The 17,366-nt window shown below is 69.6% G+C and carries 21 protein-coding genes; 11 read left to right on the top strand and 10 right to left on the bottom strand.

The genetic code is table 11. The features are described from left to right. Positions 1-58: 58 nt before the first annotated feature. Complete coding sequence (locus H5J31_RS29350; RefSeq protein ID WP_181775897.1) at positions 59-769, top strand: alpha/beta hydrolase; 711 nt, start codon at positions 59-61, stop codon at positions 767-769. On the opposite strand, the gene H5J31_RS29345 is transcribed toward H5J31_RS29350, so the two are convergent. Both H5J31_RS29345 and dut read right to left on the bottom strand, forming a co-directional pair. Next, positions 766-1,422, bottom strand: a complete 657-nt coding sequence (locus H5J31_RS29345; protein WP_181775896.1) for a DUF3710 domain-containing protein — start codon at positions 1,420-1,422, stop codon at positions 766-768. The two genes, H5J31_RS29350 and H5J31_RS29345, sit on opposite strands and share 4 nt — an antisense overlap. Continuing rightward, a complete protein-coding gene (gene dut, locus H5J31_RS29340; RefSeq protein WP_026467910.1) occupies positions 1,422-1,904 on the bottom strand; it encodes a dUTP diphosphatase in 483 nt (160 codons plus the stop codon). The genes H5J31_RS29345 and dut overlap by 1 nt, the downstream gene beginning before the upstream one ends. A 24-nt stretch (positions 1,905-1,928) precedes the next feature. On the opposite strand from dut, the gene H5J31_RS29335 reads away from it, so the two are divergent. Further along, complete coding sequence (locus H5J31_RS29335; protein WP_328701644.1) at positions 1,929-2,423, top strand: DUF3093 domain-containing protein; 495 nt, start codon at positions 1,929-1,931, stop codon at positions 2,421-2,423. 107 nt (positions 2,424-2,530) lie between these two features. Here H5J31_RS29335 and H5J31_RS29330 read toward each other — a convergent pair whose 3' ends face one another. Then, the gene (locus H5J31_RS29330; RefSeq protein WP_005164528.1) at positions 2,531-2,839 is read right to left on the bottom strand and encodes a DUF4193 domain-containing protein; all 309 of its coding nucleotides are present in this window, start codon (positions 2,837-2,839) and stop codon (positions 2,531-2,533) included. 454 nt (positions 2,840-3,293) lie between these two features. Here H5J31_RS29330 and cei point away from each other — a divergent pair, with 454 nt between their 5' ends. Continuing rightward, a complete protein-coding gene (cei, locus tag H5J31_RS29325; RefSeq protein WP_181775895.1) occupies positions 3,294-3,977 on the top strand; it encodes an envelope integrity protein Cei in 684 nt (227 codons plus the stop codon). 81 nt (positions 3,978-4,058) lie between these two features. Here the strand turns inward: cei and H5J31_RS29320 are convergent, their stop codons facing one another. Continuing rightward, complete coding sequence (locus H5J31_RS29320; protein WP_181775894.1) at positions 4,059-4,877, bottom strand: inositol monophosphatase family protein; 819 nt, start codon at positions 4,875-4,877, stop codon at positions 4,059-4,061. A 67-nt stretch (positions 4,878-4,944) separates the two neighbouring features. Between H5J31_RS29320 and ppgK the strand changes: the two genes are divergently transcribed. Beyond that, complete coding sequence (gene ppgK / locus H5J31_RS29315; RefSeq protein WP_181775920.1) at positions 4,945-5,706, top strand: polyphosphate--glucose phosphotransferase; 762 nt, start codon at positions 4,945-4,947, stop codon at positions 5,704-5,706. A 246-nt stretch (positions 5,707-5,952) separates the two neighbouring features. Next, a complete protein-coding gene (locus H5J31_RS29310; protein WP_181775893.1) occupies positions 5,953-7,353 on the top strand; it encodes an RNA polymerase sigma factor in 1,401 nt (466 codons plus the stop codon). A 72-nt stretch (positions 7,354-7,425) separates the two neighbouring features. Here H5J31_RS29310 and H5J31_RS29305 read toward each other — a convergent pair whose 3' ends face one another. Beyond that, complete coding sequence (locus H5J31_RS29305) at positions 7,426-8,625, bottom strand: hypothetical protein (RefSeq protein ID WP_181775892.1); 1,200 nt, start codon at positions 8,623-8,625, stop codon at positions 7,426-7,428. A gap of 122 nt (positions 8,626-8,747) precedes the next feature. Between H5J31_RS29305 and H5J31_RS29300 the strand changes: the two genes are divergently transcribed. After that, the gene (locus H5J31_RS29300; protein WP_181775891.1) at positions 8,748-9,074 is read left to right on the top strand and encodes a hypothetical protein; all 327 of its coding nucleotides are present in this window, start codon (positions 8,748-8,750) and stop codon (positions 9,072-9,074) included. Between the two features lie 21 nt (positions 9,075-9,095). On the opposite strand, the gene H5J31_RS29295 is transcribed toward H5J31_RS29300, so the two are convergent. Next, the gene (locus H5J31_RS29295) at positions 9,096-9,473 is read right to left on the bottom strand and encodes a hypothetical protein (protein ID WP_181775890.1); all 378 of its coding nucleotides are present in this window, start codon (positions 9,471-9,473) and stop codon (positions 9,096-9,098) included. 62 nt (positions 9,474-9,535) lie between these two features. Between H5J31_RS29295 and H5J31_RS29290 the strand changes: the two genes are divergently transcribed. Continuing rightward, entirely contained in the window at positions 9,536-10,336 is an 801-nt protein-coding gene (locus tag H5J31_RS29290) for a class I SAM-dependent methyltransferase (RefSeq protein WP_181775889.1), read from the top strand. Continuing rightward, a complete protein-coding gene (locus H5J31_RS29285) occupies positions 10,333-11,565 on the top strand; it encodes a hypothetical protein (protein WP_181775888.1) in 1,233 nt (410 codons plus the stop codon). Before H5J31_RS29290 ends, H5J31_RS29285 begins: the two co-directional genes overlap by 4 nt. On the opposite strand, the gene H5J31_RS29280 is transcribed toward H5J31_RS29285, so the two are convergent. Both H5J31_RS29280 and H5J31_RS29275 read right to left on the bottom strand, forming a co-directional pair. Next, positions 11,557-11,775: a hypothetical protein gene (locus tag H5J31_RS29280; protein WP_181775887.1), complete on the bottom strand. Its 219-nt coding sequence runs from the start codon at positions 11,773-11,775 to the stop codon at positions 11,557-11,559. The genes H5J31_RS29285 and H5J31_RS29280 overlap by 9 nt on opposite strands. After that, entirely contained in the window at positions 11,772-12,374 is a 603-nt protein-coding gene (locus tag H5J31_RS29275; protein ID WP_181775886.1) for a hypothetical protein, read from the bottom strand. Before H5J31_RS29275 ends, H5J31_RS29280 begins: the two co-directional genes overlap by 4 nt. Before the next feature lie 108 nt (positions 12,375-12,482). On the opposite strand from H5J31_RS29275, the gene H5J31_RS29270 reads away from it, so the two are divergent. The 3 genes from H5J31_RS29270 to H5J31_RS29260 all read left to right on the top strand — a co-directional run bounded on the left by H5J31_RS29270 (position 12,483) and on the right by H5J31_RS29260 (position 16,075). Next, positions 12,483-13,679, top strand: a complete 1,197-nt coding sequence (locus tag H5J31_RS29270; RefSeq protein WP_181775885.1) for a sensor histidine kinase — start codon at positions 12,483-12,485, stop codon at positions 13,677-13,679. Next, a complete protein-coding gene (locus tag H5J31_RS29265; RefSeq protein ID WP_181775884.1) occupies positions 13,676-14,338 on the top strand; it encodes a response regulator in 663 nt (220 codons plus the stop codon). The genes H5J31_RS29270 and H5J31_RS29265 overlap by 4 nt, the downstream gene beginning before the upstream one ends. Before the next feature lie 294 nt (positions 14,339-14,632). Then, positions 14,633-16,075: an APC family permease gene (locus H5J31_RS29260; protein WP_181775919.1), complete on the top strand. Its 1,443-nt coding sequence runs from the start codon at positions 14,633-14,635 to the stop codon at positions 16,073-16,075. On the opposite strand, the gene H5J31_RS29255 is transcribed toward H5J31_RS29260, so the two are convergent. Both H5J31_RS29255 and H5J31_RS40270 read right to left on the bottom strand, forming a co-directional pair. After that, positions 16,050-16,811, bottom strand: coding sequence for a DUF6885 family protein (locus tag H5J31_RS29255; protein WP_181775883.1), 762 nt, complete (start codon positions 16,809-16,811; stop codon positions 16,050-16,052). The two genes, H5J31_RS29260 and H5J31_RS29255, sit on opposite strands and share 26 nt — an antisense overlap. Continuing rightward, positions 16,811-17,227, bottom strand: coding sequence for a GNAT family N-acetyltransferase (locus H5J31_RS40270; protein ID WP_181775882.1), 417 nt, complete (start codon positions 17,225-17,227; stop codon positions 16,811-16,813). The genes H5J31_RS29255 and H5J31_RS40270 overlap by 1 nt, the downstream gene beginning before the upstream one ends. Positions 17,228-17,366: the final 139 nt, after the last annotated feature.

Here is a 17,366-nt window from a genome sequence, read left to right as displayed (position 1 = left end):
CGTAATCCAGCGTAACTGTGCTCAAGCCAGGGAAACCGGTTTGGGAGAAGATCGCAACGTGACCTCCGCTATTCCGCCTACGACGGCAGTCGTACTCCCCGGCACCGGGTCGGACGAAGTGTTCGTACGCAGGGTGTTCGAAGGCCCGTTGCGGGCGCTCGGCGTCCCTCTTCTGGCCCCTCCGCCACCCCCTGGGGACCGGCTCGCGGACGGCTATCTCACGGAGCTGGACCGGCTTGCCGCCGAACGTGGTCCACTGCTCGTCGGCGGCATCTCGTTCGGCGCGCATCTCTCGGCGGAGTGGGCGGTCCGCAATCCGGGCCGCTGCACCGGCCTGCTGGCCGCTCTCCCGGCCTGGAACGGTCCGGCCGGGGAAGCACCCGCGTCGCTGGCCGCACGCCTGTCAGCGGATCTGGTGGCCGAAAACGGGGTGGACGGCGCGCTGGCGAAATCGTCCGGCGGCGTCCCCGAGTGGCTCTCGGAAGAGCTCGGGCGGGCTTGGCGGCGGCACGGTGACGGCCTGGCGGCGAGTCTGCGTACGGCGGCTTCACATCCCGCGCCGGCACTCGAAGAGCTGAAAGGGCTCGACGTGCCCGCCGGGATCGGCGCCTGCGTGGACGATCCGATCCACCCGGCGGAGGTCGCCCGCGCCTGGGCGGCGGCCCTGCCGCGCGCCGAGGTCGGCGAGTCGACGCTCACCGCCCTCGGCGCGGACCGGGAATCCCTGGGCCGGGCGACCGTACTGGCCTGGTTGAAGGCCTCCGCCTAACCCTGCTGCTGTTCCGCGATGTGCTGCGCGACGGCGTCGGGCAGCGTGATGGTCAGCGGGGTGCGGACCGGCATCGGCGCGTCGCCGCGGTCGATGACGGTGTGCCGCACGATCTCGCGCAGCACCCCGGGCGCCTCCGACGCCTGCGACTGCGGCCCGGCGATGACACCGCGGAGCATCCAGCGCGGGCCGTCGACCCCGACGAACCGCAGCGCGACGTCACCGACGATCGCGGACAGCTCCAGTCCCCACTCCCCCATGCCGACCGACACCTTGGCGCCGTCGGCCCGCAGCTGCTCGGTGAGCTCGGTGCTGACGTCCTTCCACAGGCCGCCCGACCGGGGGGCCGCGTAGCCGCTGACGGTGATCTGGCCCTGCTCGGTGACGACGTGCACCGCGCGGACGCCGCCGCTGTCCGGGTCCATCTCGACCTGGACCTGGGAACCGTCGGGCACCGGCACCTTGACCGAGCCGAGGTCGATCCTCGGGATGCCGTCCTCGGGCGCGTCCGCGACGTCGAAGGGGCCGTCCGGGGTCTCCGAGAGCTGAGGCTCGATCTCCTCGGCGTCGTCGCTGCCGGAGCGGTCCACGACCTCGGGCGCGGCGTGCCGTCCGCTGGGCTTGGCCTCGCGCTTGCGTCCGAAAATCCCCACTAGTTCTCCGTTCCTTCCCTGGCTCCGGCTCCCAGTGTGGCGTGTCCGCCCGTGGAGCCATACCCTCCCTCGCCGCGCTCGGACGACTCGAGTTCGGCGACCTCGACGAACTCGGCCTGTTCGACCCGTTGCACGACCAGCTGCGCGATCCGGTCGCCGCGGGTGAGCACGACCTTCTCGGAGAGATCATGGTTGATCAGGCAGACGCGGATCTCACCGCGGTACCCGGAGTCGATCGTGCCGGGGGTGTTCACGACCGAGAGGCCGACCCGGGCGGCCAGGCCCGAGCGCGGGTGGACGAAGCCCGCGTAGCCGGGTGGCAGGGCGATCGCGACCCCCGTCCCGACCACGCCGCGTTCGCCGGGCGCGAGGACGAGATCCGAGGTGGTGACTAGGTCGGCGCCCGCGTCGCCGGGGCGCGCGTAGGCGGGGAGAGGGACCGACGGATCGATCCGGGAAAGCAGTACCTGAACGGTGGACACGGGCGGCGAGACTACCCTGAACACGTGGGTGAAAGCGTGAACGCGGCCGAAGGCGGCGCTGTCGAGCATTCAGAGCGGCTCTATGTCCCGTGGTGGGGCTGGCCGTTGCCGCTCCTGGGCGGCGGGCTGCTGGCGGCGGAGATCGACATGGGCTATCCCGGGCTGCGCGGATGGCTGCCGTACGTGGTGCTGATCCCCGCGGTGATCGCGCTGATGGTCTCGCTCGGCCGGTCCCGCGTGAAGGTCACCGGTGGCGACCGGCCGGAGCTGTGGCTTCGCGACGCGCACCTGCCGCTGGAGTTCGCGGGCGACGTCGAGGTCATCGACAAGGAACAGAAGCGCAAGGCCCTGGGCCGCGACGCCGATCCGGCGGCCTTCGTGCTGCACCGGGGCTGGGTCGGCCCGGTCGTGCGGGTCTGGCTCACCGATCCCGACGACCCGACGCCGTATTGGCTGTTCAGCACCCGGCACCCGGAGAAGGTGGCCGAACTGCTCCGCCAGCCCGCGTCGAAGTCCTAGGCAGTCGAAGTCCTAGGCAAAGGAAAGGGGGCCGGCCTCGCGGCCGACCCCCTTATTCCTGTTTAGACCCCGAAACCCCTGTCGCGCCGTCCCCTGTGCCCGTAGGCTCAGGCGCAGTCGCGGCAGATGAGCCGTCCGCCACTCTCCTCCGCCAGCCTGCTGCGGTGATGCACCAGGAAGCAGACGGAGCAGGTGAACTCGTCGGCCTGCTTGGGCACGACCTTCACGGTCAGGTCCTCGCCGGAAAGTCCGGAGAGGTCCGCGCCCGGCAGTTCGAAGTTCTCGGCGGTAGCGTCTTCGTCGACGTCCACGACGCCGGACTGGTTTTCGTTACGCCGTGCCTTGAGCTCTTCCAACGAGTCTTCGGCCAGCTCGTCGGCTTCGCTGCGGCGCGGAGCGTCGTAGTCGGTCGCCATTTGTCCCTCACCCCTGCGATGCTTCGATGTCAGATGGCCCGGACCCGCGAGCGCGCGGCTCGTGAGTCCTTCGTGCCGCTGGTTAACGTCCCAGCGCCCCTGTTTGTGCCCGGCATGGCAGTGAGCGAGGTCTCTCTTTTGCGCCTCTTACTGCCGCCTGAGCCCGCGAAGGGTAGCTCACGCCGATACCGGCTCTGCAACGAGTCAGACATTGCTGCGAATACGTCACCCAACAGGGGGAACCTGTTGTCAAGACGCCTGTCGTCCGAATGGGTTGCCCCCACGTCGGGAACCTCACCCCCTGGGCCCGGTCGCTTGCCCGGAGTGGTCATCACGTGGTGCTATCCGGAGGCCCGCGCCGATGACCTTCGCCGTAACGCATAGGCTGATCGGACACGACGGTGTGAGTGAACGCACCGTCCGGGGATCCGGGCTTTGGGGAAGGGACTGGCAGGTGGCGTCGGGGAACGGCATCGGGGACCGCGGGGCGAGGCCGTATCGCAAGCACAAGCCGCTGCCCGCGCTCATCGTGATCGGCGTGCTGGCGCTCGGCGCCGTGATCGTCTGGGTGAACGTCGTGACGAGCCGCAGCGACATCGACGCCGTGATCCGCTGCGATCCGCCGCCCGCGCCGCAGCAGGGCGTCACCTACACGCCGCTGGCGCACGACGGACTGGACGACCGCGCGCCGGTTCCGCCGGACAAGGTCGCCGTCCAGGTGCTCAACGGCTCCAAGGTGCGCGGCCAGGGCGGCATCGCCACCAGCTCGCTCAAGGAACTGGGTTTCTCGCAGGCCGTCGACCCGGTCAACGACCCCGCGTACGGGAACACCGAAGCCAAGTGCCGCGGCCAGATCCGCTTCGGCGAGAACGGCGCCGCGGCGGCCCGCACGCTGAGCCTGGTGGTCCCGTGCGCCGAACTGGTCAAGGACAACCGCAAGGACGCGTCGGTCACGCTCACCACCGGCACCCTGTTCGGCGACATCCGCCCGAAGGCGGAGGCGCGGAAGGTGCTGGACCAGCTCACCCAGTGGTCGAAGGCGCAGCAGGGCAGCGGCGGCGGTGAGCAGTCGGCCGGCGGCGGTGCCCCGGTGATCGACCAGACGCTGCTGAAGGCGGCTCGCGAAGCCCCCTGCTGATTTCGTGGACAAACGCGCTAGGAATGGCCCGTTACTTGCAAATTTTGCAAGTAACGGGCCATTCCTAGCGCGCCAGAGGGCTCAGATCGTGCCCACACCCGAGTCCAGGAGCGCCTGACGCAACGGCGTCGCGATCGACGGCGCCACCGCGAAGGTCGCGTCCGGTCCCAGCTCGGCGTCTTGTCCCGGAAGGGACACCAGGGCCCCCGCCTCGGCGGCGATGAGCGCTCCGGCGGCCCAGTCCCAGTGACCGAGCCCGTGTTCGACGTAGGCGTCCAGCCAGCCGGCCGCGACCGCGCACAGGTCCAGTGAGGCGGCGCCGTTGCGCCGGACGTCGCGCACCCGGGTCGCCAGTTCGGCGACGAACCGGGCCTGCTTCGTGCGGCGTTCGACCTTGTAGGCGAATCCGGTGCCGACGAGTGTCAGATCCAGCCGGGAAGGGGCGTTGACCGACAGCGGCCGCCCGTCCAGGAACGCGCCCTGCCCGCGCGCGGCGGTCCAGCGACGGCCGCTCACCGGTTCGACGACGGCGCCCGCCACCGAGACCCCGCCGACCTGCGCGGCCACCGAGACGGCGAACCACGGCAGGCCGTAGAGGAAGTTCACGGTGCCGTCGATCGGGTCGACCACCCAGGTCACCCCGTCGCCGGCGACGCCGCCGCCTTCCTCGCCCAGCACGGCGTCCTCGGGGCGCAGTTCGGCCAGCCGCGCGCGCACCAGCCGTTCCGACTCGTGGTCCACCGCGGTCACCACGTCGGTGTCGGCGGATTTGGTGTCCACCCGCACCTCGCGGCCCGCGTTCATCCCGGTCCAGGCCTCGTGGACCAGTTCCGCGGCCTCGCCCGCGACACGCTCGGCGACACTTTTCAGCAACGTCTCGTCAACTCCCACGTCCGCCATGTCACCACATCCGGTTAAAGTCTCCGAGGCAGGCTTCTGAATCGTGCGAGAAGGGACCACGTCCGTGGTGGAGGCGACCCGAGGTTTCGGTATCGACATCGGCGGCAGCGGGATCAAGGGCGCGCTGGTCGACTTGGCGCGGGGACAGCTGATCGGCGACCGGATCCGGATCGACACGCCGCAGCCGTCGACGCCCGAGGCGGTGGCCGACGTCGTCGCCGAGATCACCGGTCAGGCCGGGTGGGACGGTCCCGTCGGGGTCACCCTCCCCGCGGTGGTCAAGAAGGGCGTCGCGCACACCGCGGCCAACATCGACCACAAGTGGATCGGCACCGACGCCGACGCGCTGTTCGCCAAACGCCTCGGCCGCGGCGTCGACGACATCGCGATGCTGAACGACGCCGACGCCGCCGGCATGGCCGAGATCCGCTTCGGCGACCCGGTGGCCCGGCGTGGCGTGACGGCTCTGCTCACCTTCGGCACCGGCATCGGCAGCGCGGTCTTCCAGGACGGCAAGCTCGTCCCCAACACCGAATTCGGCCACATCGAGGTCGACGGTTTCGACGCGGAGAAGAAGGCCGCGGCGTCGGTCAAGGACAACGAGGAACTGTCGTACCCCCAATGGGCGGAACGGGTGAACAGGTATCTCACCGTGCTGGAAAACCTGATCTGGCCGGACCTGTTCATCGTGGGCGGCGGGGTCAGCAAGAAGTCTCACAAGTGGGTTCCGCTGCTGGAGATCCGCACGCCGGTCCTCGTCGCGTCCCTGCAGAACAACGCGGGCATCGTCGGCGCGGCGGCCGCCGCCGCAGAGGGCATCGAGCACTGACACGACCGCGTTGACATCCGTACTTCGGATGTCACTTCGGCGGGTCGGACGGCGTGTCGCGCCCGCCGGGCGGTGATCCGCGCCGCGACGCTGTCACGTATCGTCGTTACAATGGAACACGGCCCACGGCGGCGGCGCTCACGAGAACGTGGGAAACCGCAGGCCGGAGGGTGTTCCCCGAAGTTTGAGGCAGCCGAGACCATCAAGCCTCGGCTCGTCATGATCGACCGCTGCGAAAGGGCGTAAGTGGCAGCCGCAAGAACCGCAACCCGAAGCGGGACGAAGACAGCGACCGCAGCCGGCGAGCCGGCCGACGAGGCAGCCACCGACGCGGCCAAGCCCGCGGCGCGCAAGACCGCCGCCAAGGCGGCCGGCGCGAAGAAGGCCCCGGCGAAGAAGGCTCCGGCCAAGAAACCCACCACCAAGGGCGCCAAGACCGAAGACGGCGAACCGGAAGACGGTCCCGGCGACCTCGACGAAGCCGACCTCGAAACCCCGGATCTGTCCGACCTCGAAGAGGTCGAGGTGGACGTCGTCGACGCGACGGTCACCGAGGAGACGGAAGAGGACGCGGAGTCCGAGGAGGACGTCGAAGAGACGCCCCCGCGCGGGCGCCGCACGGCGGCCGACAAGAACGCCGGCAAGACCTCCGACAACCCGGACTTCGTCTGGGACGAGGAAGAGTCCGAGGCACTGCGCCAGGCCCGTAAGGACGCCGAGCTCACCGCTTCGGCCGACTCGGTCCGCGCGTACCTCAAGCAGATCGGCAAGGTCGCCCTGCTGAACGCCGAGGAGGAGGTGGAGCTCGCCAAGCGCATCGAGGCCGGGCTCTACGCCGCCGAACGCGTCCGCAACGCCGAGGAGGAGGGCGAGAAACTCGTCACCCAGATGCGGCGCGACCTCAAGTGGATCGTGCGTGACGGCGAGCGGGCGAAGAACCACCTCCTGGAGGCGAACCTCCGGCTCGTGGTGTCGCTGGCCAAGCGCTACACCGGCCGCGGCATGGCGTTCCTGGACCTGATCCAGGAGGGCAACCTCGGTCTGATCCGCGCGGTCGAGAAGTTCGACTACACCAAGGGCTACAAGTTCTCCACGTACGCCACCTGGTGGATCCGTCAGGCGATCACCCGCGCGATGGCCGACCAGGCCCGCACCATCCGTATCCCGGTGCACATGGTCGAGGTCATCAACAAGCTCGGCCGTATACAGCGCGAACTGCTGCAGGACCTCGGTCGCGAGCCCACCCCCGAAGAGCTCGCGAAGGAAATGGACATCTCCCCGGAGAAGGTCCTCGAGATCCAGCAGTACGCCCGCGAGCCGATCTCGCTCGACCAGACCATCGGCGACGAGGGCGACTCGCAGCTCGGTGACTTCATCGAGGACTCCGAGGCCGTCGTCGCGGTCGACGCGGTGTCGTTCACGTTGCTGCAGGACCAGCTCCAGTCGGTGCTGCAGACGCTGTCCGAACGTGAGGCGGGTGTGGTGCGGCTGCGGTTCGGCCTCACCGACGGCCAGCCTCGCACGCTCGACGAGATCGGCCAGGTGTACGGGGTGACCCGTGAGCGCATCCGGCAGATCGAGTCGAAGACGATGTCGAAGCTGCGTCACCCGTCGCGTTCGCAGGTGCTGCGCGACTACCTGGACTGATCCCAGGCTCACGAAAGACCCCGTCACCGCTGTTGGGTGACGGGGTCTTTCGCGTTCAGAGGACTGAACGCGTCAGGGGCGGCCGGTCAGGGTGGTCCACGGGACGTGCACGGTCACCCGTTCCCGGAGTTGCTCGTTCATCAGCCAGAGCTCGCCCGTCGCGGGCCAGTACGACAGGTTCTGCGAGTTCACCGGCGCCTTGCCGCTCAGCCGTGACGTCGACGTGCCGCCGACCCCGCCGTGCAGGCACGACGGATGGTCGCCCGCCACCCCGGCGTACTCCGGGCAGACGCCGGTCATCACGAAATACCCGTTGCGCGACACGGCTCCCTGCATTCCCCACACCGGCGACACGAAGCCTTCCTTCGCGTGCACGGTCCCATCGGCCGACAGCCTGGGCAGTCCGGTCGCGCGGTCGAACGGCCACCGCAGTACCCGGCTTCCCGCCGCGTTCGACACGTGTTCGGAGGTCACGATCGAACCGTCGCCGTGGTCGAAAGACATCGTCGAGAGACACGGACGCGGGCCGGTCGCGGTGGTGCAGGTGCCGCCGCCGGGATACCAGAACGCGCCGATCTGCGGCATCGCGTAGTCGTAGAAGGCCGCGTGGTACTTCCCGTCCGGGCCCTTCCCGACGACGCCGGAGCTGTCGTCGACCTTCCAGAAATGCCGTGTGTCGAACACCCGGATCACGCCGCCGGTGGTCGCGACGAACAACCGGTTCCCGATCCAGGTCATCCCGTGCCCATGTCCTTGCACGACGGCGAAGTCGTCGTTCGACGTAGGTTCGACGAGCAGCACGTGCCGGTAACCGAGGCCGGTCGCGTCCACAAAGGACAGCCGGACCATGGTGTCGCCCGGGGTGTGCCAGGACGTCGCCACCACCCGCTTGCCGCCGACCTTCCCGGTCGCCGCGTCGGCGTCGCCGGAGCCCGTGAGTCCCTGCGGGATCCAGTCGTTCGTCTTGTCGTCGTTCGCGTTCTCCCAGCAGAACCCCGCCGGTTTCAAGGCCGCCGCGAGATACGTGCCGTGGCACAGCGGACGACCCGTGCGGTTGGCCGACGAGAGGATCTCCGGAAGGCCACGAGCAGGGAGTTTCGTTTCCAGCGCGGCGATCCGCGCGCCGTAGGTGTCGAAGGTCGAGCCCGGCGTCCAGCGGTAGCCGTCGACCGTGGCCGCGTCCATCCGCGGGAAGCTCGCCGCGGCGGAGGCGATCCCGGGTACGAGCGCGAACACCAGCAACAGTGAAGCGAGCAGTCCCAGCCTCTTCATGGCACCAGCTTGGAGCCGTCTCGTACACGTTCGGTACAAACGGCGTCTTCAGGGTGTCAACGGGTTTCACCCCTGCTTGAAGGGCGTTGCCCGACCCGAGCCGGGATCAGCACAATTCAGGCATGTTCAAGAAACGGGCCCTTTCCCTCCTCGCCTTGGCGGCGACCGGCGCGACCATTCTGTTCGCGGCCGCCCCTGCCGCCTCCGCGTCCCAGAACGCCGTGGCGGCGGCCTGCTCCGCCGGCTACGTGGAATGGGATCCCGACGAGGGCAACGGTGAGGGCTGGTCGAGGTGCCAGCCCCCTTATTCCGTCGCGTACCACCGCGTGTTCCTCCTGTGCTACTACGACGGCGACAAGGTGAGCCCGTGGGTGAGGCCGTGGGAAGAAGCCCGAGTCACTTGCACGAATGGCAGCGGGGCCTACAGCGCCATCTCCATGACACGGTAGTCCTGATCCGGGCAAGCCCGTTCAGGAAACCGAAAGTCCGCGTTCCGCCAAGGATTCCTCGACGCGCAGCCGCTCGATCCCCCGGTCGAAACCCTCCGGCAGGGTGTCCAGCCGGTGCTCGACCTCGACCTCCCGGCAGGCCTGGACGAGCAGCGCGTCGTACGCCTGCCGGGTGCCGTACCGGCGGACGGCCGAAGCTCCGGAAGGGAGTTCCGCGAGCAGGCGGTGCACCCGGCGGAGATCGGCGGCGAGTTTCTCGATGGGCGGCCCGGCGGGGACCTCCGGTTCCCGGCGGCGGCGCCACCAGCGGAGCACCGCGGGAACCTTGATCGCGCACCAGAAAAGCACCGACGGCGCCACGGCGACAACGGTGTACAGCGCGACAGGCACGGTGGCCACGACTCAGGGTAATCCGCGTTCACCCCCCGGGAAAAGCCGCGAATCCGGGCTATATTCGCGAGGTGCTGACCGAGAGCTATCGCTACCCGGACACCGGCGACCACGTCACCGGGATGTTCATCCGACGGCACGAGCCGTACGACGGCTACTGGACGACCAGCGAGGACAGGGCACTCGGGAAGGTCGCCGAGCAGCTCACCACCACGCTCGGTGCGCGTGACGAGGTCAAGGCGCTCGACGCCGGCTGCGGCGAGGGCCGCCTTCTCCCCTGGCTCGCCCGCTTCTCCGCCGACATCACCGCCGCGGATCCCGACGCGGACAGGCTGGCCAAGGCGAGCGAGACCCTCGTCGAGGGCACAGAGTTCTCTTTCGCCGTCTCGCCGATCACCGAACTCGGCGGCGGCCCGTACGACCTCGTGGTGTGCAGTCACGTCATCCAGCACGTACCGACCTCGGACGTCACGCCGATCCTGCGCCGGCTGGCCGAGGTGACCGCGCCCGGCGGCGTCCTCGTGCTGGCCTACAGCCGGTCACCGATCGGGCAGGGCACATTCAGCCTGGACAGCGTCGAAGCCGGCTCCGAGGTCCGGTCCCGCCGTGTGTCGCGCGACGAGTTCGACCAGGCCCTGCGGGACGGCGACGGCCCGGCGCTCCCGATCCGTTACCTCGACCCCGAAGTGGTCGCCGCCGACGCCGCGGCCGCGGGCTGGCGCACCGAATGGGAGTGGACGTACCACGTCCTCGACGACCTCGGCCCCACCGACGAGCACATCGACCGCGACGAACTGGTCAACGCCTCCGGGCCACTGAGCCGCCACCTCGGCCGGGACCTGGTCGCGCTGCTGCGCCGCGAGGCCGCATGACCGCACTGCTCCTCACCTTCGCCTGGGCGGTCCCCCTGTCCGAGCGGGAGGCGGAGAAGGTCCTGGACGGCGGCCGCGACCGGGGCCTGCTGACGCATCTCGACGGCGAACTCGGCCGGGAGTGGACGGCCGCGGAGGACTTCCTCGCCAGCTACACGACCCCGCCGCGACGCCGGGTGCTGCGCAAACGCACCGGCGGCTCACGGCTGGCGATCCGGGTCGGCGCGGTCAGTCCGCCGTGCGAACTCGTGGTCACCTGGCATCCGAGCTACCACGCGATGACGCTGATCCTCGCCACCACGATCACCAGCGCGGACGCCGGTCACCCGTCCGCCGAATTCGACCTCGCCATCGCCGTCCTGCAGAGCCTCCAGGGCCGTGAGACGGCGAACGGCGAGGACGGGCTGCACGGCAGCTACGGCGAGATGTCGTTCCCCTCGCTTCTCAAGGCCGTCACCCACGTCTTCGAGGACCTCACCAAGGGCTGCGAGCTGTCCGAGGGCCTCAGCCGCAAGGGCTGGTGCGTCGAACTGCGATCCCACGACGGACATCCGCCCGCCCGGCGGGTCGCGGCCGATCCCCGGCCGTTCTACGGGCTGGCGACCAGCGACGAGGGCTGGCGATTCGTTCCGCACGACGTCGCTCGCGACGCGCTCGGGCCGTCCTGGGGCACCCGGACCTTCGTCGCCGCCTACACGATGGCGGGCGGGATCGTCTGCCTCAACAGCAAGGATTCCGAGTACGTCGAGCAGCAGGGCGAGCTGATGCGCGGCCCGTTCGGCGCGGACGAACCGTACTTCGGCATCGACAGCCACATCGGCGGGCTCGACCACGGGATGCTCTTCATCCTCGAACGGGTCCTGATCCGGATGGCGCTGGCCGATCAGTGGCTGCGCAACGCCCAGCGGGAGCTGGTGGCCCTCACCGCCAAGAGAAAGTCGCCGAATCGCACCCGGCTGCTCCGGGGCTCGCTCGACGACATCCTCGAAATGCTGCACTCGGTGCTCCCGCCCGAGGTCGACTCGCTGGAACGCCGTCTGGTCACCAGCATGGGCGTGGAGCGGATCATCGCCCAGCTCGACCGCCAGGCCGAGGCGATGGACGAGGAGACCAGGTACTCCTACGAGAACACGGTGAGCGGGCGGGTCACGCGGCTCACCGTGGTCACCGTCGTGCTGACGGTCGTCACCATCGTCCTCGGGGTCCTGCAGGTGGTCGTGTCACTCTGACTCCGAGCCGCGGCGGCGCGTCTTGCGGGCGCGCTCGGCGAACAGCAACGCCACACCCCCGGCCACCATCAGCGCGCTCACCACGACGTGCATCCCCGGCGGCAGCAGGTGGAGCTGGACGAACCAGCTCGGATTGCTGCTGCCCAGCAGCCGGTTGATCAGACCACCCGCGCCCTGCACCAGCAACAGGATCCCCAGCAACTCGATCATCGTCGGGCCCCTTCCTCGACTCGGGCGTCGTTCCTGCGGTCGTCCTTGGGTGAGAGCTCCTGCCACAGCGGCCCGGTGGCGAACCAGATGGCCGTCACGACACCCAGCCTCGGCAGCCAGCCCCACAACGGCGCGACCTGCTCGGTGTCACCGACCATGACGATCAGCAGGAGCAGCACTCCGGCGGCGAGCCCGCAGGCCAGCACACATTTGAACCATTCACGCCATTCGACGCGCAGCTTCTCCCGTCCCCGCGGCTTGGGCGGCGGAGGCGGCCCACCCGCGAACCGGTGGGCGAACCGGACGTCGGCCCACTTGATCATCGAGTGGCCGAACACCACGCTGAAGCCCAGGTAGACCGCGGCGAGGCCGTGCACGAAGTTCGCCTTGGCGCCGTTCTGCAGGTCGATGAGCGTCGCGCCCAGCACGACGAGGTCGATCACCGGGGTGAGCAGCAGCAGGACGATGCTCGTCCGCTTCAGCTTGAGCAGATAGCGGGCCACCAGGCCGGCGATGATGGCGACCCAGAAACCGATCTCCCCGCCGGCGACCACCGCCGCCATCGGGTTTTCCGCGATGAAGTCCCAGATCTTGTTCACGGTCCGAGTCTGTCTCGCGTGGGGCGCCGCCGCGTCGGCGTACGGCACGACATCACCGTCATCAGTTAGTAGGACCCGCCGGGCGCCCGGGTGTGCTGGGATGGACAGGTGCCCTCATCACCGCGCCTGCGCCACCTTCCCTTGTGGACGCAGGACCTCGTCATCGCGGCCGGCACCTGGGTGCTCGGACTCCTGGTCTACCTCAGCGGGATGCAGGTACTGCTCAACGGCCCGGACACGACGCCACTGTGGATCCGGCTGACCGAACTGACCGTGCTGTGCTCGCTGCAGGTCCTGCGCCGCAGGGTCCCGCTGGCGCTGCTGTGCTCGCTGGTCGTGGTCGGGGTGGACGCCACGTTCGGCCCCTCGCTGCCGATCATCCTCGTCTTCACGGACTTCCTGTACGCGGCGACGCTCTACGGTTCGCGGGGCGTCAGCAGGCTGATGATCGGGGTCGCCTCGCTGGGCACGCTCGGGGTGGTCTGCCTGGCGTTCATCGCCACCTCGCAGCTGCGGACGGCGGTCATCGTCGCGTTCGCGCTGTTGCCGTTCCTGATCACGCCGGTGTGGTGGGCGGCGAACGTGCGGCAGCAACGGGACATCGCCGACGGCGAGCGGTCGAACGCCGAGCAACTGGCGAGGATCGGCGAAATGGACCGGAAGGCCGCCGTGGCCGGGGAACGCTCGAAGATGGCGCGCGACCTGCACGACGTCATCGCCGGGCATCTTTCGGCGATCGCCATCCAGTCGGAGGCCGCGCTGACGATGGCCACCGCCGACCCGAAAATGTCCAGGGACGTCCTGGAATCGGTGCGGGAGAACAGTGTGAGCGCGCTGGAGGAGATGCGCGCGATGATCGGCCTGCTGCGCGAGGACGCCACCAATGGTGACCAGGAGATCGAGACGACCGCGCCCGCACGGCTGGCCGAACTGTCCAAACTGGTCGAATCGGCGCGCGCGAGCGGGCTGGAGGTCGAGGTCGGTTCCCTTGTGGACCATCCCCCCGCCCTGCCCGCCGCGGTCGATCTGACCGCGTACCGGATCGCGCAGGAGGCGCTCACCAACGCGGCCAAGCACGCCGCGGGCGGGCGGGCCGTACTCGACATCAGCTCCGGCGGAGGCATACTCACCGTCGAAGTGCGAAACGATCTTCGTCCCGGCTCCGGCTCGGGTGACGACGGCGGGACCGGACTCGGCCTGCTGAACATGCGGGAACGCGCCGCCGCGGTGGGCGGCACTCTCGCCGCCGGGCCGTCCGGCGGTGGCTGGCTGGTCCGCGCCGAACTGCCTCTGGAGGGGTCTTGAGCGACGGGAACATCAAAGTGCTGGTCGCCGACGACCACGGCGCGATCCGCGCCGGGTTGATGATGATCCTCGGCAACGCCGAGGGCATCGAGGTGGTCGGTGAGGCCGGGGACGGGGCCACCGCCGTCCGGCAGGCGAAGGCGTTGAAGCCGGACGTCGTGCTGATGGACGTCCGGATGCCCGGCGTCGACGGCATCGCGGCGACACGGGAACTGATCGCGGAGGGTCTGTGCGAGGTCCTCGTGCTGACCACCTTCGACCTCGACGAGTACGTCCACGCCGCGCTGCGGGCGGGCGCGGCCGGCTTCCTGCTGAAGTCGGTGGAGGCGTCACGGCTGATCGAGGCGGTGAAACTGGTCGCGGCGGGTGAAGGCGTGCTCGCCCCGCAGGTCACCCGGAAGCTGATCGCCGCGTTCGCCTCGGGGACCCGCGAGCCCACCGTCGCCCCCGACGGGCTCGGCGAGCTGACCGAACGCGAACGCGAGGTGCTGGCCTGCCTCGGCGGTGGCCTGTCCAACGCGCAGATCGGCACGCGGCTGCACATCGGCGAGACCACGGTGAAGACGCACGTCTCACGGGTGCTGACGAAGCTGGACCTGCGGTCGCGGGTGCAGGCGGCGATCCTCGCGCAGGAGAACGGGATCGCCCTGGACGCGTGAGCCGCGGCGCCGAACCGTGGTCGTGAGTGGCGATTCGGGTTCACTTGAGGGGGAAGTCGAAGGTTTCCGGTCGTGGTCCGGGTTGGGTGGTCCGCGCGCACGTCGCGAAAGCCACTTTCGCAACCTTGAAGGTTGCGAAAGTGGCTTTCGCAACACCGCCCGAGAGCACCGGCCGCCACTCGGCGCGGTCCACCACGGGCGCGTCGTATCCGGCGAAAGCCGCTTCGGCGTTCACCGATCTGCGAGGTGGGCGGCGATCTTCTAGCGTGACCCTTCATGCGGCGAACTCTGGACGTGGACGAGGTCCTGAAGCGACAGGACTCGGGTGAGCTGAAACGCCGCCTGCACGGGCGCGACCTGATCGGCTTCGGGGTCGGCATCATCATCGGCACCGGCATCTTCACCCTCGCCGGAGTCGAGGCGAAGACCCACGCGGGTCCGTCGGTGACGCTGTCGTTCGTGCTCGGCGCCGTCGTGGCCGGGCTGGCCGCCCTCTGCTACGCCGAACTCGCGTCCAGCGTGCCGACGGCCGGGAGCGCCTACACCTACGCCTTCGCCACCCTCGGCGAGACGTTCGCCTGGATCATCGGCTGGGACCTGCTGCTCGAGTTCGCCCTCGGCGCGGCCGTCGTTTCGCGTGGCTGGTCCGGCTATCTCGCGAATCTGATGGGGCTCTCCCCCGACTGGTTCGGCGAAGACGCGAAGGTGAACATCGGCGCTGTCGTGATCATCGCCGTGCTGACCGTGATCGCCGTCGTCGGGATCAAGGAGTCGGCGCGGGTGACGAATCTGCTCGTGCTGGTCAAGGTCGCGGTGTGCGTGCTGATCCTCGCGGTCGGCGTGTTCTACATCCGCGGCGAGAACCTCACCCCGTTCATCCCGCCCGCCCAGGCGCCGTCGGAGACGGCGAGCACCCTGCACCAGCCGATCGTGCAAGCCGCGCTCGGGCTGGAACAGTCCGTCTACGGCATCGCCGGGATGGTCACCGCCGCCGCGGTCGTCTTCTTCGCCTACACCGGTTTCGAGGCGCTCGCGAATCTCGGCGAAGAGACCGTGAACCCCAAACGCGATCTGCGGGTCGGCATCCTCGGCGCGCTCGGTGTCTGCGCGCTGCTCTACATCGGTGTCTCGCTGGTGCTGACCGGGATGGTTCCGTTCGCCGAGATCGACGCGGGCGCCCCGCTCGCCGACGCCTTCGACCGGGTCGGGCAGCACTGGGTGGGTGCGCTGATCTCGCTCGGCGCGGTCACCGGGCTGACGTCGGTGATGATGGTGGAACTGGTGACGATCGGGCGGATCGGCTTCGCGATGGGCCGCGACGGCCTCTTGCCGAAGAAGTTCGGCACCGCGCATCCGCGCTGGGGCACCCCGCACCGGATGACGATCGCCGGCGCGGTGCTGATCGCGGCCCTCGCCGCGTTCATCCCGATCTCGGAACTCGCCGACATGGTCAGCATCGGCGCGCTCTCGGCGATGATCATCGTCGCGATCGCCGTCCCGGTGCTGCGCAAACGCCGCCCGGACCTGGAACGCCCGTTCACCGTGCCGTTCTCGCCGTATCTGCCGATCGCGGCGGCGCTGGCGTGCTTCTACCTGATGCTGAACCTCGACGTGATGACCTGGCTGCGGTTCGCCGCGTGGCTGCTGCTCGGCCTGCTGATCTACGTCTTCTACGGCCGCAAGCACTCCCGGTTCGCCAAGCCCGACGACCTCAGTTCCACAGACCGGCCGTCTTGACGGCGGCGTCGGCGGACTCGGCGTCGGCGGTGTCGACCACGACCAGCATCCGGCTCAGCGCCGCGGCCAGCCATTCCACCGGTTGTTCGCGCAAACCGTTGTCCCCCAACGAGGGATAACCATCCATAAGGGACACCAGGGTGCCCTCGGCGCCGATCCGCATCCCGGCCACCAGGACGAAATGTCCTGCCTGCGGACGCCAGCGCGACGACCACAGCGGCGGGACACCGGTGTCGAGGTAGTCGGCCAGTGCGCGGACCGGGGTGTCGTGCGCGCCGAACTCGGCGGGGTCGACCTCGGCGATCAGCGCGACGCGCGGCAGATGCCACAACGCCGCCAGGAGCATGAAGAGCGACTGCGGCGCCCAGTTCCCGGTGGCGGGCACCGTGGCGAGCCGACCGCACGACAGCGTCCCGATCGCCCGCGCCAGGCCGTCCGGCGCGGTCCCTGCGCCCGAATCCGCCACCGGCAAGGAAAGCCGATAGTCCACACGGGACTCTTCACCCGCCGGGAGATCCGGCTCCCCGGGCAGGACCGTGCCCGCCAGCGCCGCGACCTCGTCCTGGTCGGAGACGTCGAACCCCGCCGCGCGCAGGGCGGCCAGCGCCGCGAACGGCCCGGCCAGCCCGTCCTTCTGCGGGAGTTCGGCCCGCGCGACCGCGACGAGATGCTCGCCGCCGGGCAGCCAGCGCGGGCCGGACAGCCCCGTGCGGTCGCCGTCGATTCCGGAGGACATCAGTCTTCGAAGCTCCACGACTGCATGACGAACTTCCCGTCCGTGTTCGCGCCCGCCGACGAGTAGGTCGCCAGCGCGGCCGTGTTGTCCGGTTCGACGCCGACCCACATACCGCGGCAACCGCGTTCCCGGGCGAGCGCGGCCAGCGCGTCGACCAGGTCCCGGCCGATCCCGCGCCGCTGGTAGTCCGGGTGGACGTCGAGTTCGTTGAGGAACATCTCGGTGCCCTTGTCCGGATGCGTCACCTCGGTGCCGGTGATCATCCCCGCCGCGAAGCCGTCCTCGTAGGCGATCAGCAGGTGGTTCTCCTCCGCCGCGAGGAATTTCTCGGACGCCTCCCGCTCCGCGGGGCCGTCGAATAGGTGCTCGGCGGCGACGGCCTCTTCGACGGTCGTCGCCCGCCGGATGTCGGCCACGTGTCCTCCAGGTTCTAGTAGCGCCACAGGTGTGCGGCGATGATCTCTTCGGTACCGCGGTCGGCGGCCCAGGCGGAGTCCGACGCGCGGACCGCGCGGAAGGCGCCCAGAAGGTCGTTTCCCAGCGCGCCCGCGACCC

The organism is Amycolatopsis pittospori (genome assembly GCF_013870525.1).
Taxonomy (GTDB): domain Bacteria; phylum Actinomycetota; class Actinomycetes; order Mycobacteriales; family Pseudonocardiaceae; genus Amycolatopsis; species Amycolatopsis pittospori.
The sequence above is the reverse complement of the archived record's forward strand: the minus strand, read 5'-3'. Positions and strand labels throughout refer to the sequence as shown.